This window comes from Lonsdalea quercina subsp. quercina, assembly GCF_000688655.1.
GTDB lineage: Bacteria > Pseudomonadota > Gammaproteobacteria > Enterobacterales > Enterobacteriaceae > Lonsdalea > Lonsdalea quercina.
Map to the genome: position 1 here is coordinate 1 of NZ_JIBO01000018.1, position 12,562 is coordinate 12,562.

17 protein-coding genes are annotated in these 12,562 nt (G+C 50.3%); 6 read left to right on the top strand and 11 right to left on the bottom strand.

The window, feature by feature from the left end; all coding sequences use genetic code 11:
• The first annotated feature begins 355 nt into the window (after window positions 1-355).
• Window positions 356-892 (top strand): gamma carbonic anhydrase family protein, encoded by a 537-nt coding sequence (locus RZ35_RS15550; protein WP_026744160.1) that lies wholly within the window; start codon window positions 356-358, stop codon window positions 890-892.
• Here the strand turns inward: RZ35_RS15550 and RZ35_RS15555 are convergent.
• The 6 genes from RZ35_RS15555 to dprA all read right to left on the bottom strand — a co-directional run bounded on the left by RZ35_RS15555 (window position 889) and on the right by dprA (window position 4,699).
• Entirely contained in the window at window positions 889-1,143 is a 255-nt protein-coding gene (locus tag RZ35_RS15555) for a DUF1488 family protein (protein ID WP_026744161.1), read from the bottom strand. The two genes, RZ35_RS15550 and RZ35_RS15555, sit on opposite strands and share 4 nt — an antisense overlap.
• Entirely contained in the window at window positions 1,140-1,967 is an 828-nt protein-coding gene (gene aroE / locus RZ35_RS15560; RefSeq protein ID WP_026744162.1) for a shikimate dehydrogenase, read from the bottom strand. The genes RZ35_RS15555 and aroE overlap by 4 nt, the downstream gene beginning before the upstream one ends.
• Window positions 1,968-1,980: 13 nt before the next feature.
• Window positions 1,981-2,553, bottom strand: a complete 573-nt coding sequence (gene tsaC, locus RZ35_RS15565; RefSeq protein ID WP_026744163.1) for an L-threonylcarbamoyladenylate synthase type 1 TsaC — start codon at window positions 2,551-2,553, stop codon at window positions 1,981-1,983.
• Window positions 2,546-3,103 (bottom strand): DNA topoisomerase family protein, encoded by a 558-nt coding sequence (locus RZ35_RS17520; RefSeq protein ID WP_071999811.1) that lies wholly within the window; start codon window positions 3,101-3,103, stop codon window positions 2,546-2,548. Before RZ35_RS17520 ends, tsaC begins: the two co-directional genes overlap by 8 nt.
• A 20-nt stretch (window positions 3,104-3,123) precedes the next feature.
• The gene (locus RZ35_RS15570; protein ID WP_026744164.1) at window positions 3,124-3,597 is read right to left on the bottom strand and encodes a DUF494 family protein; all 474 of its coding nucleotides are present in this window, start codon (window positions 3,595-3,597) and stop codon (window positions 3,124-3,126) included.
• A complete protein-coding gene (dprA, locus tag RZ35_RS15575; RefSeq protein WP_026744165.1) occupies window positions 3,569-4,699 on the bottom strand; it encodes a DNA-protecting protein DprA in 1,131 nt (376 codons plus the stop codon). Before dprA ends, RZ35_RS15570 begins: the two co-directional genes overlap by 29 nt.
• A gap of 116 nt (window positions 4,700-4,815) precedes the next feature.
• Here dprA and def point away from each other — a divergent pair, with 116 nt between their 5' ends.
• The 5 genes from def to mscL all read left to right on the top strand — a co-directional run bounded on the left by def (window position 4,816) and on the right by mscL (window position 9,585).
• Entirely contained in the window at window positions 4,816-5,325 is a 510-nt protein-coding gene (def, locus tag RZ35_RS15580; RefSeq protein ID WP_026744166.1) for a peptide deformylase, read from the top strand.
• A gap of 22 nt (window positions 5,326-5,347) precedes the next feature.
• Entirely contained in the window at window positions 5,348-6,286 is a 939-nt protein-coding gene (gene fmt, locus RZ35_RS15585; RefSeq protein ID WP_026744167.1) for a methionyl-tRNA formyltransferase, read from the top strand.
• 74 nt (window positions 6,287-6,360) lie between these two features.
• Window positions 6,361-7,650, top strand: coding sequence for a 16S rRNA (cytosine(967)-C(5))-methyltransferase RsmB (gene rsmB / locus RZ35_RS15590; protein ID WP_026744168.1), 1,290 nt, complete (start codon window positions 6,361-6,363; stop codon window positions 7,648-7,650).
• A 23-nt stretch (window positions 7,651-7,673) separates the two neighbouring features.
• Window positions 7,674-9,083 (top strand): Trk system potassium transporter TrkA, encoded by a 1,410-nt coding sequence (gene trkA, locus RZ35_RS15595; RefSeq protein WP_235195132.1) that lies wholly within the window; start codon window positions 7,674-7,676, stop codon window positions 9,081-9,083.
• A 94-nt stretch (window positions 9,084-9,177) separates the two neighbouring features.
• Complete coding sequence (mscL, locus tag RZ35_RS15600) at window positions 9,178-9,585, top strand: large-conductance mechanosensitive channel protein MscL (RefSeq protein WP_026744170.1); 408 nt, start codon at window positions 9,178-9,180, stop codon at window positions 9,583-9,585.
• 58 nt (window positions 9,586-9,643) lie between these two features.
• Here the strand turns inward: mscL and RZ35_RS15605 are convergent, their stop codons facing one another.
• The 5 genes from RZ35_RS15605 to rpsD form a co-directional block, all read right to left on the bottom strand.
• Window positions 9,644-9,853, bottom strand: a complete 210-nt coding sequence (locus RZ35_RS15605; protein WP_026744171.1) for an alternative ribosome-rescue factor A — start codon at window positions 9,851-9,853, stop codon at window positions 9,644-9,646.
• A gap of 96 nt (window positions 9,854-9,949) precedes the next feature.
• Window positions 9,950-10,333, bottom strand: a complete 384-nt coding sequence (locus RZ35_RS15610) for a DnaJ family domain-containing protein (RefSeq protein ID WP_026744172.1) — start codon at window positions 10,331-10,333, stop codon at window positions 9,950-9,952.
• A 134-nt stretch (window positions 10,334-10,467) separates the two neighbouring features.
• Window positions 10,468-10,857 (bottom strand): 50S ribosomal protein L17, encoded by a 390-nt coding sequence (gene rplQ / locus RZ35_RS15615; RefSeq protein WP_026741360.1) that lies wholly within the window; start codon window positions 10,855-10,857, stop codon window positions 10,468-10,470.
• Window positions 10,858-10,897: 40 nt separating this feature from the next.
• A complete protein-coding gene (locus RZ35_RS15620; protein ID WP_026741359.1) occupies window positions 10,898-11,887 on the bottom strand; it encodes a DNA-directed RNA polymerase subunit alpha in 990 nt (329 codons plus the stop codon).
• Window positions 11,888-11,912: 25 nt separating this feature from the next.
• Window positions 11,913-12,533, bottom strand: a complete 621-nt coding sequence (gene rpsD, locus RZ35_RS15625) for a 30S ribosomal protein S4 (protein WP_026744173.1) — start codon at window positions 12,531-12,533, stop codon at window positions 11,913-11,915.
• Window positions 12,534-12,562: the final 29 nt, after the last annotated feature.

The window sequence follows — 12,562 nt, forward strand, 5'->3', positions numbered from 1 at the left end:
GTATGTGATTGCGATAGTGTCTTGTGAGTGCCCACACAGATTGTCTGATTAAATTGTTAAAGAGCAGCGCCACTTTCAGTGGCCGCGGGCCGCATATACTACGGATTCCGCGTTTGAAGTCAACGACTTTCTTCGTCTTTCTTCGACTGCCACCGCGTTGCGTTGTCCGCTGCGCCGTGTCAGTGGGAGCGCATTATAGGGATCTCTCCGAGTTGCACAACCCCCTATTTAGATCTTTTTTATCATTCGCTTTTTTTTTCACCTTTCCGTTGAGATCTTACGCATCGAAGGCTATTTTCTGACTCCAAATCTGCTTATTTCGGCAGAATGTCTTCCATCTATGAGGTAATCAGTCATGACGAAGAGCCTTCGCCCCTTCAAAAATCTTATCCCAACGGTAGGTAAGCGAGTCATGATCGATCCCTCCAGCGTCGTGATCGGTGATGTTTCTCTGGCAAACGATGTCAGTATATGGCCTCTCGTCGCCATTCGTGGGGACGTCAACACGATCCTTATTGGCGAGCGCTCCAACATTCAGGACGGCAGCGTTTTGCATGTCACTCATCGATCCGCCAAGAACGAAAGCGGCAATCCATTGGTTATTGGGGAAGACGTCACCATCGGTCATAAAGTGATATTGCATGGCTGTACGATCGGGAACCGCGTTCTGGTAGGAGTGGGATCCATCATTCTGGATCGCGCTGTGATCGAGGACGACGTGATGATAGGCGCCGGAAGTTTGGTGGCGCCAGGCAAACGGCTGGAAAGCGGTTATCTTTATATGGGAAGTCCGGCCAGGAAAATACGGCTGCTAACGCCAGAGGAAATAGATGGACTAATTTATTCCGCCAACAACTATGTACGGTGGAAAGATGAGTACCTTATCGACTAAAGCACAAATCGGCCGTAGGCATCCTCAACTTCATTGACAATCATGCTCTCAAATTCCTCTTCCAAATCCCAACGATTCGATAAGAACAGAGAAAGCCACTCTTTGCGATTAGCCCCGCCAAACCGCTGCTGGATGGATTCCGCCCGCAGAACACATTCACGTTGAAATCCATTGACCTGTACGGGGAAGCGGATGGCCTGCTCGTTTTCATCCCACTCTTCACGATCGGGAAATTGAATGGATTGGTTCACTGCTCAAGTTCTCGCTTCATTTGTTGGATCACCGCAGCAGCGTCTGGCAGTATCCCATGCCATAGTTCATAAGCATGGGCTGCCTGCCATACCAACATGCCTAAACCATCCGCATACTTTTTAACGCCCAATTCAGAACACCACTTGAGGAAGGGAGTTAGCCCCGAGGCATAAAACATGTCATAACAGTGAACCTCGCGACTTACGAGAGATTCAGGCAATGCAGGGACATCGCCCGCAATACCTGACGACGTAGCGTTAACAATGAGATCGAATCCCTCATCAGTGAGTTCATTTAAAGGCAGCGCCCGGATATTTCCTTTATTGCAGAAATGTTTCACCAGCGATTCAGCGCGGCTGTGTGTGCGATTGGTTACAGTGATCGAGCAGCCATAGGCCAGCAGGGGCTGAATAACGCCNCTCGCCGCGCCTCCCGCGCCAATCAACAACACGTGGAAACCGGGTTGAATTAATGTGTTCTGCTCTAAATCGCTCAACAGGCCCATGCCATCGGTATTATCGCCGTACAATGTGCCATCATCCATTTTTTTGATGGTATTGACGGCGCCCGCCACTTTAGCTCGCTCGCTCAAGGCGTCCATGACGATGCAGGCTCGCTCTTTGAACGGCGTTGTTACATTGGCGCCAGCGCCTGTCTGGAAAAACGTCTGCAGCGTCTGTTCAAACTCTTCAACCGGAGCTAAAAACCGATCATACGATAGTGATATCCCGGTCTGATGAGCAAACAGGGCGTGGATCTGAGGAGATTTACTGTGCGCGATAGGGTTACCGAACACCGCGAAAGCTTTAACTTCAGATGACATGACATATTTCCTTTTAGCCCGGACGTACCATTGAACCCGTTAAGGCATCGCGAATTTCTGATGGATTTTGACGACCACCAATCGGCCCCTCCAACACGGGAAACGCTTTTCCGAACTGCTCAAACACATCTTGTGCTGTACGACATGGCGGCTTGCCACTCAGATTCGCACTCGTGGAAACCAATGGTTTGCCAAACCGACGGCAGAGCTCAACGACTAAAGGATGGTCAGTGACTCGCACCGCCAGCGTTGTGAATTCGCCGGTCAGCCACTGAGGCGTACCAGGTTTCGTCGGCATAACCCATGTCACCGGCCCCGGCCAGGTGGAAAAAACGGCATTTAACTGCGTCTGCGAGAGTACGGAAACATCCACATAAGGTTCCAACTGCTGAAATTCCGCAGCGATCAGGATCAACCCCTTCTGCCAAGGACGACGCTTCAGATCCAACAGCCGCTGCACGGCGATCTCACTATCCGGATCGCATCCCAAACCAAAGACAGCTTCGGTGGGATAAGCGATCACCTTGTGATCCTCCAGATTCTTCAACAAGAGGGACCATTGTTCGAGGGGGATATTGTTATTCATTGCTGTTGGACGTCTCTGTTGATACGGGTTTGCCACATGACTTGCTAGCGCAGAATCGCTTTACGCCATGCGCCGTTTTCTTCTCGATTAATAGGGGATAGTGGCAATACTCNCATTCGCCCGCCACCGGCTGATTATTAATGGCGAACCGGCATTCAGGATAGCGGTCGCACGAATGGAACGTTTTGCCATAACGCGATTTACGTTGCAGTAACTTTCCCTGATGACACTGAGGACAGCTAAGAGCAGTTTCATCCGGCCTGTCGATCGTTTCCGTATGACTACATTCGGGGTATTGAGAGCACCCGATAAACATACCGTAGCGCCCCTGGCGTAACACCAGCGTTGACTGGCATTCGGGACAGAGCTGACCATCCAGCACTTTTACAACGTGACCATCCGCTTGCGCTTTGAGCGGGCGGATGTATTCACATTCAGGATAGTGGGAACAACCCAGAAAAAGTCCGTGTCGACCGGAACGGATAACCAAGTCAGCACCGCATTCCGGACACTGTTGTTTTTTCTCGGCAAAAAGTATCGGCTTAACCATGGGGTCCCCTTGAGAGGGGNTTACTGCACATAACCTTCGTTAGCTTCAAAAAGTAAATCTTCCATTTGCTGATAGGCATTTTCACAGCCAGGCACATTAAATAGCACCATCAGAATAACCCATTTAAGGTCATCCAAATCGAACTCTTGGGTTTCAAGCGCCATCACCCGATCGATCACCANCTCCCGGGTTTCTAAACTCAACACCTGAATCTGTTCGAGAAACAGAAGAAAACCACGACATTCGACGTCCAGCCGTTGCTCTTCTTCCGGCGTATAAATACGTAATGCCAGAGGATCGCTCGCCAACGCCAATGGAGGCGTCTGCCCCTCTTGGATATCCGCTAATTTTTCTAACCAATCCAGCGCACTGTAAATATCGTTGCGATCAAATCCAGCGCGAGTGAGGTCATCAGTCAACGTATCTTGGTCGACACGCATTTCAGTTTCATTGTGAATATAAGTTTCAAACAAGTACATGAGTACGTCGAACATGGCCTGCCCTCCTCAATCGGACATAGCCGCCGGGTACAGCTGCGATCCACCCTGCTAACTCCAGATCCAGTAGTTTACCGACTACTTCTGGCACAGGTTGGCCGGCACGTTCAGCGACAACGTCAACAGGTGTAACCTCATCTCCTACGTTAGCCAACACATCAGCAAATGGCAATTCAACTTCGCTCTCCTGAGAACAAATAATTGCCTTATCTACGTTGGGAAACTCCGTTATCCAATGAAGATCGCTGCCAAGCTGTTCAATAACGTCTTTTGGATGGGTGACCAAGTACGCTCCTTGCTGAATTAACCAGTGCGTCCCCTCCATCATCACATTACCAATCGGCCCCGGCAGAGCAAACACCTCCCTGTTTTGCTCAAGGGCGTAACGCGCCGTAACCAGAGACCCGCTACGCCGGGAAGCTTCGACCACCAGCACGCCCTGACTCAAGCCGCTAATGATCCGATTTCTACGAGGAAAATTGATCGGAAGCGGTCTGGTATCCAGCGCAAACTCAGAAACTAACGCTCCGCCCTGCTCGACAATGCTCTCGGCTAAAGGCCTATGGCGTCTGGGATACAGGTGATTCATCCCGCTCCCCAGAACGGCGATCGTCTTTCCGCCCGTATCCAGCGCGGCCTGATGAGCAATCCCGTCAATACCGACCGCAAGTCCGCTGGTGATGGTCAATTGACTCAGACTGAATTCCTGAGCGAAAAACTGTCCCCACTGTTCCCCGTAAGCACTGTGGTTCCGACTGCCAACTATCGCTATTTGAGTTGAACCCAACAGCGTTGCATCACCGATGACATACAAAATGGGCGGTGGTGAACTGATGTTACTGAGCAGAAAGGGATATTCCATCGTGCCGAAGAAGACGAGCGAGTGTGAGGGGTGTTCAAGCCAACTTAAGACAGCCTCAACCTTTGCATGCTCATAGCCAAAAAACTGCTGTGCCTGAGATTCTGACACCCCTAATCCCTTCAGAAAAGCGATCGAACAACCGCAAGCCTCTTTTAGCTGACTCACCAACCGGGCAATTTTTCTGGCCCCTAATCGGCTCACCGACGCCAGGCGCAACCATACTTCCGTATCCGTCATTTTCCGCTCCGCATCCTGCAGTGCTAATCATGGCGGATACTGTCAATCAGAACCGGAAATGTCTAGAATAGACACCAGAACTTTCTCTCATCACTCGGATACAGATCTAAAAATATATGTCAGTCTTGCAGGTATTACATTTCCCGGACGAGCGGCTTCGCACAATCGCAAAGCCCGTCAAAGAAGTTAATGCAGAAATTCAACGTATCGTGGACGATATGTTCGACACGATGTACGAAGAAGAAGGCATTGGCCTGGCCGCTACGCAGGTTGATATCCACCAGCGCATCATCGTGATCGATGTTTCGGAAGAACGTAACGAACGTTTGGTGCTGATCAATCCGGAACTGATTGAAAAAAGTGGAGACACGGGCATTGAAGAAGGCTGCTTGTCGATCCCAGAAACTCGCGCTCTGGTTTCACGCGCAGAACGTATCAAAATCCGTGCCCTGAATCGTGACGGCGAATCATTCGAGCTGGAAACAGATGGACTGCTAGCTATTTGTATTCAACACGAGATGGACCATCTTGTCGGTAAGCTGTTCATTGATTATCTGTCCCCATTAAAACGTCAGCGTATCCGGCAGAAGCTGGAAAAGCTGGCCAGACAAAACAGTCGCGCATAACCATCTATCAGGCGGAAACCACGTGTCTTTAAGGATTATTTTTGCAGGAACCCCTGATTTTGCAGCGCAGCACCTTGAGGCGCTGCTTTCCTCTCAACATGAGGTCGTCGGCGTATTCACTCAGCCAGACCGNCCTGCGGGACGAGGAAACAAACTCACGCCGAGCCCGGTAAAAGTTCTGGCGGAACAGCACGCAATTCCGGTCAGGCAGCCTAAATCGCTGCGCCCGGCAGAGCATCAGCAGCTTGTCGCCGAATTTGAGGCCGACGTGATGGTGGTTGTGGCTTATGGGTTAATTCTGCCGCAGGCTGTGCTGGATATGCCGCGGTTGGGCTGCATAAACGTTCACGGATCTTTATTGCCGCGCTGGCGTGGCGCCGCGCCAATACAGCGCGCGCTGTGGGCGGGCGACAGCCACACGGGAGTGACCATCATGCAGATGGACGCGGGGCTCGATACCGGAGCCATGCTGCATAAGGTGGCGTGTCCTATTCTCCCGGAAGATACCAGCGCCACGCTCTATGCCAAGTTGGCTAAAATGGGCCCACAGGGTCTGCTGACTACGCTCGATCAACTGTCGACATCTCAGGTGCGTGCAGAAGCTCAGGATGAAAAACAGGCAACCTATGCAGAGAAGTTGAGTAAAGAAGAAGCTCGACTCGACTGGTCGCTTTCAGCCGATCAGCTGGAGCGCTGTATCCGAGCATTTAATCCTTGGCCAATCAGTTATTTCATCATCGACAATCTGCCGGTAAAGGTGTGGCAGGCCAATGTCATCGCTACTGACGGCCAAGCGGTTCCTGGCACCATCTTGCAGGCCGATAAGCAGGGTATCCAGGTCGCGACCTCAGATGGGATTCTCAATCTGACTCAGCTACAGCCGGCGGGTAAAAAGCCGATGTCGACACAAGACCTGTTAAATTCACGCCGTGAATGGTTCACCCCAGGAAACCAGCTGTAAATCATCCCTATCGCCTGGTGACTAATCACCGGGCGTTTTATTCCTATAACACCGATCGATATCCGCTTTAGCCTATGAAAAACAATTACAACCTACGCAGTATTGCAGCCAAAGCCATCGGCCAGGTGTTGGATCAAGGTCAGTCTCTCAGCGCGGTTCTGCCCGTTGTGCAAAAGAACATCTCCGACAAAGATCGGGCACTGTTGCAAGAATTGTGCTTCGGCACCTTGCGCGTTCTTCCGCAGTTAGAGNGGTATATCCAGCAGTTGATGGCCAAGCCGATGGTAGGCAAGCAGCGGACATTACATTATCTGTTGATGGTCGGGATTTATCAGATGCTTTTTACCCGAATACCTGCGCATGCCGCGTTGGCGGAAACGGTAAACGGCGCCGTCGCGCTTAAACGTCCTCAGATGAAAGGACTGGTTAATGGTGTCCTACGTCAGTTCCAGCGTCAGCAGGATACGTTAGTGGAACAGGCATCTGGCTTAGAGAGTGCACATTTGCACCCCAGTTGGTTGTTAAAACGTATCCGGGACGCCTATCCCACACAATGGGAAGGCATCCTCGACGCCAACAATCAGAAACCGCCAATGTGGCTGCGAGTCAACCGGCTGCATCACNCTCGGGACGAATATCTTCAGTTACTGTCTGAATCGGGGTTGGCCGCTGTCGCCCATGACGAAAATCCGGATGCTATCCGTCTGTTGGCCCCCAGCGCTGTGTCCGCCCTGCCAGGATTTGCCGATGGCTGGGTGACTGTGCAGGATGCGTCGGCACAAGGTTGTGTACACTGGCTTGCGCCCAAAAACGGTGAATCCATTCTGGACTTGTGCGCTGCTCCAGGCGGCAAAACTACGCATATACTTGAAGCTGCGCCAGAGGCTCAGGTTATGGCTGTGGATGTCGACACTAAACGTTTAGAACGTGTGAAAGAGAATTTGGAGCGGCTCCATCTTAAAGCAACAATACGTCAGGGAGACGGCCGCCAACCTGCCGACTGGTGCGAGGGCCAAACGTTTGATCGCATCCTTCTCGATGCACCCTGTTCAGCCACAGGGGTCATTCGCCGTCATCAGGATATAAAGTGGTTGCGTCGCGATAGCGATATCCAGGATCTGTCCACGCTGCAATCAGAGATACTCGAGGCTATCTGGCCATATCTGAAGTCTGGCGGAACACTGGTCTACGCGACCTGTTCGATATTACCTGAAGAAAACCAACAGCAGATAACGGCATTCCTGACGCGTCATGCCGACGCCAAGCTGACGGATACCGGCAATCTCGAACGACCTGGCATTCAATGTATCCCCACCCCTGAAGGTGGCGATGGTTTCTTCTATGCGAAGCTGACCAAAGGCTGACACGATTCCATCTCATTGTCTCAATCCGGGTCAACACATTACACGGCAAAAAAACGATGAAAATTATTATTCTTGGTGCAGGACAAGTTGGCGGGACGTTGGCGGAAAACTTGTCGGGAGAAAACAACGATATTACGGTTGTCGACACCGATATGACACGTCTGCGTCAGTTGCAGGATAAATTCGATCTGCGCGTAGTGACCGGGTACGCCTCCCATCCCCGCATCTTGCGTGAGGCCGGCGCGGAAGATGCCGATATGCTGGTAGCCGTGACCAGCTCTGACGAAACCAATATGGNGGCATGTCAGGTAGCGTATACGTTATTCCACACGCCCAATCGTATTGCTCGCATTCGCTCAGCCGACTATATCCGAGAATCCGAGCAGCTGTTTCAGTCCGACGCCGTTCCTATCGATCATTTGATCTCCCCTGAACAGCTCGTGATTGAGAACATCTATAAACTCATCGAATACCCGGGTGCTCTGCAGGTCGTCAACTTTGCTGAAGGGAAAGTGAGTATCGCCGCCGTTAATGCTTACTACGGTGGACCTTTAGTGGGAAGTGCCATCTCGTCAATGCGTGAACATATTCCCCATATCGATACTCAGGTCGCCGCGATTTTCCGCCATGACAGACCTATCAGGCCACAAGCATCCACGGTAATCGAAGCGGGTGACGAGGTGTTTTTTGTCGCCGCATCACAGCATATTCGCGCTGTGATGAGCGAATTGCAGCGGCTTGAGAAACCTTACAAACGCATCATGATTGTAGGTGGAGGTAACGTTGGGGCAGGTTTGGCGCACAAGCTGGAAAAAGACTACAGCGTAAAACTGATTGAAAAAGATGAGCAGCGGGCTGCAGAGTTGGCTGAGCTTCTGCAAAATACTATTGTCTTTCACGGCGATGCGTCCGACCAAGAACTGCTGGCGCAAGAGCATGTTGAACAAATGGATGTCTTCATCGCCATCACTAACGATGATGAAGCAAATATCATGTCATCCATGCTCGCCAAGCGTCTGGGTGCCAAAAAAGCAATGGTGCTGATTCAACGTCGGGCGTATGTCGATCTTGTGCAAGGAAGTGCGATTGATGTCGCTATCTCACCTCAGCAGGCGACAATATCCGCGTTGCTGGGGCATGTACGCAAAGCGGATATTGTTAGGGTGTCATCACTACGTCGAGGCGCCGCGGAAGCTATCGAAGCCATTGCACACGGGGACGAAGGCACTTCAAAAGTGGTTGGTCGTACCGTCGAAAACATCAAGCTCCCGCCAGGTACAACGATTGGAGCCATAGTGCGAGGCGACAACGTGATCATCGCCACCGGTAAAACTCAGATAGAGCAAGGCGATCACGTCATCATGTTCTTAACGGACAAAAAATATGTTTCTGACGTTGAACGCTTGTTCCAGCCGAGTCCTTTTTTCTTGTAAAAATGACACGAGTAGTCTGGATATGGCGGTAAATGGAAAATCCGTCAGCTCTTGTTAGAATGATTGAAGTAACTATTTTATTGGGAGAATTAAAATGAGTTTCTTGAAAGGGTTTCGCGAGTTTGCGATGCGCGGGAACGTAGTAGATTTAGCTGTCGGTGTCATTATTGGCGCCGCTTTTGGTAAAATCGTCTCTTCTCTGGTTTCTGATATCATCATGCCACCGCTAGGCTTATTGATCGGTGGGATCGACTTCAAGCAATTTCATCTAGTATTACGTGAAGCCCATGACAATATTCCCGCTGTAGTCATGAACTACGGCGTGTTCATTCAGAACATTTTTGATTTCATCATTGTCGCGCTCGCTATTTTTGTCGCTATTAATTTAATGAACAAGATGCGTCGCAAAGAGGAAGAGAAACCAGCGGCTCCGCCTAAACCTTCTGCGGAAGAAACGTTATTAACAGAAATCCGCGATCTGCTCAAAGAGCAAAATAAATAAATCAGATGTTAAGTGGCTGAATTATTCAGCCGGTTTTTGAGAGGAAAGTTTGTTGCCCTCAAAACCAGAAAGCCAGTGGTAAAATGCGTTCAATTTTACCACTGGCCTCCCAGTTACCGCCCCCTGCATTTTTGTGCTTACATTTCCGTTGATAGCTTCCTTTACCTTTCACTTTTTTCTCCACTCGCTGCCTGAATAACGGGTCATGAAGCAACGCTTCAATCGCGTTATCTTTTATCTGACCTTTTGTATGCCGATAGTTAGACATCTTTGTCTCCTGAACTTATTGGTTAATTTAATTACCACTTATAATTTCCGCCGCGATTTTAATACCGAACCTCAGACTCGTATAGTGATTTTCACATTATTCGTCATCGCTCTCTAGCCGCCCAATGCGGGCACTTAAAGAGGAACGATAACTTCCTCTTAAAAACTGAGTATCAATACCTGCCTGCTGCAAGCGCAATTCGAGCAATCTTAAACGTTTAGATATCGATTCATAATCAGGATCGTCGATTGCGATCTCCCGCATTATTGCAGAAAGGGTGATGGCTTCTTTGCGATCCATCAGCTCAGGGGGAAGATAACCTGCGTTTGCGAGCACATGGTAAACCGCTCGCAACTCCTGAGGCACACACAAATTGTCTTCCAGATGAAGTGGTTTTCCTCGGCCTGGAAGATCGTCGAATGCGCCTTTTTTTTGAGCTTCGCTGATATGACGTTCAGCCCATTGGTCAATGATGAACATATCGCCTCCGGAAATGGGTGACCAGAAGTCCATCATAAGCTCAAAACGTCACAAAACGAATCACAGAGGGGAAGTGGCATAAAGTACAGACGAAAAAAAACCGGGTTTCCCCGGTTTTTTCATGCTCTTACAAATTACTCTGCAGTAGCAACTTCTTCTGTTGAAGCTGAGCGATCAACAAGCTCGATGTAAGCCATCGGCGCATTGTCACCTGCACGGAAGCCACACTTCAGAATACGAGTGTAACCACCGGCACGGCTCGCGAAACGCGGGCCCAGTTCATTAAACAGTTTTGCCACGATCTCGTTATCACGAGTACGGGCGAATGCCAGACGACGATTAGCAACGCTGTCGGTCTTGGCAAGAGTAATCAGCGGTTCAACAACACGACGCAGCTCTTTCGCTTTTGGCAGGGTCGTCTTGATGATCTCATGACGAACCAAAGAACCAGCCATGTTACGGAACATAGCCTGACGATGGCTGCTGTTACGGTTCAGTTGACGACCACTCTTACGATGGCGCATGACCTTATCCTTCTCAGTAAAACCTTAACCTGTGATCCGGTTACTCATCAGCAATGCTAGCTGGTGGCCAGTTTTCCAGGCGCATGCCCAGAGACAGACCACGTGAAGCCAGCACGTCTTTAATCTCAGTAAGAGACTTTTTACCTAAGTTAGGCGTTTTGAGTAGCTCAACTTCGGTACGCTGTACCAGATCACCGATGTAGTGGATAGCTTCTGCCTTAAGGCAGTTAGCAGAGCGGACAGTCAATTCCAGATCGTCAACAGGGCGCAGCAGGATCGGATCGAATTCTGGTTTTTCTTCTTTGACTTCCGGCTGACGTACATCACGTAAGTCAACGAAAGCTTCCAGTTGTTCAGCCAGAATGGTAGCCGCACGGCGGATTGCCTCTTCAGGATCAATCGTACCATTGGTTTCCATTTCGATGACCAGCTTGTCCAAGTCGGTGCGCTGTTCAACACGAGCTGCTTCAACATTGTAGGCAATACGCTCTACCGGGCTGTAGCAAGCATCGACTAACAGGCGACCAATCGGGCGCTCATCTTCTTCCGTATGAATACGGGCAGATGCCGGCACATAACCGCGTCCACGTTGAACTTTGATGCGCATGTTAATAGACGCGCTTTCATCGGTCAGATGGCAGATTACGTGCTGTGGCTTGACGATTTCAACATCACCGTCGTGGGTGATGTCGGCTGCAGTCACAGGGCCAATGCCAGATTTATTCAGGGTAAGAATAACTTCATCTTTGCCTTGAACTCTCACCGCCAGCCCTTTCAGGTTGAGCAGGATTTCCAGGATATCTTCCTGTACGCCTTCTTTGGTGCTGTACTCATGCAGTACACCATCAATCTCAACCTCGGTCACCGCGCAACCTGGCATGGATGAAAGCAGAATACGGCGCAGTGCGTTACCGAGAGTGTGGCCGAAGCCTCGCTCTAACGGCTCAAGGGTCACCTTGGCGTGCGTCGAACTGACTTGCTCGATATCAACCAGGCGCGGTTTTAGAAACTCTGTCACAGAACCCTGCATTGTGTCCTCTCTTTGGTACTAAGCCTTACTTGGAGTAAAGCTCGACGATCAGGTGTTCATTAATGTCCGCAGACAGATCGGTACGTTCAGGATTACGTTTGAACACACCTTCCATCTTGGCAGCATCAACTTCCAGCCAAGTTGGCTTTTCACGCTGTTCAGCCAGCTCCAGAGCGGCCTTAACGCGAGACTGCTTTTTAGCTTTCTCGCGGATGCTGACTACGTCATTCGGAGATACCTGATAAGAAGCGATGTTAACAACGCGACCGTTTACCATGATAGCTTTGTGGCTAACCAGCTGACGCGATTCTGCACGCGTGGCGCCGAAGCCCATACGGTAAACTACGTTGTCTAAACGACCTTCCAGCAACTGCAACAGGTTTGCACCGGTATTGCCTTTCAGACGGGCTGCTTCTTTATAATAGTTACGGAACTGACGCTCCAGAACACCATAGGTACGGCGAACTTTTTGTTTTTCACGTAACTGTACACCATAGTCAGACAGGCGCGGCTTACGAGCACCGTGCTGACCAGGAGCTTGTTCAATCTTACACTTGGAATCGATCGCACGAACACCAGACTTAAGGAACAGGTCGGTGCCTTCACGACGGCTCAGCTTGAGCTTAGGACCCAAATATCTTGCCATTTTCTTTCTCCAACAATCCTAAAAGCGGC

Excerpts from the sequence above, each read along its gene's own strand:
- RZ35_RS15550 (WP_026744160.1), top strand. The coding sequence starts at position 356 with ATGACGAAGAGCCTTCGCCCCTTCAAAAATCTTATCCCAACGGTAGGT.
- tsaC (WP_026744163.1), bottom strand. The coding sequence starts at position 2,553 with ATGAATAACAATATCCCCCTCGAACAATGGTCCCTCTTGTTGAAGAAT.
- dprA (WP_026744165.1), bottom strand. The coding sequence starts at position 4,699 with ATGACGGATACGGAAGTATGGTTGCGCCTGGCGTCGGTGAGCCGATTA.
- def (WP_026744166.1), top strand. The coding sequence starts at position 4,816 with ATGTCAGTCTTGCAGGTATTACATTTCCCGGACGAGCGGCTTCGCACA.
- mscL (WP_026744170.1), top strand. The coding sequence starts at position 9,178 with ATGAGTTTCTTGAAAGGGTTTCGCGAGTTTGCGATGCGCGGGAACGTA.
- RZ35_RS15605 (WP_026744171.1), bottom strand. The coding sequence starts at position 9,853 with ATGTCTAACTATCGGCATACAAAAGGTCAGATAAAAGATAACGCGATT.
- RZ35_RS15610 (WP_026744172.1), bottom strand. The coding sequence starts at position 10,333 with ATGTTCATCATTGACCAATGGGCTGAACGTCATATCAGCGAAGCTCAA.
- rplQ (WP_026741360.1), bottom strand. The coding sequence starts at position 10,857 with ATGCGCCATCGTAAGAGTGGTCGTCAACTGAACCGTAACAGCAGCCAT.
- RZ35_RS15620 (WP_026741359.1), bottom strand. The coding sequence starts at position 11,887 with ATGCAGGGTTCTGTGACAGAGTTTCTAAAACCGCGCCTGGTTGATATC.
- rpsD (WP_026744173.1), bottom strand. The coding sequence starts at position 12,533 with ATGGCAAGATATTTGGGTCCTAAGCTCAAGCTGAGCCGTCGTGAAGGC.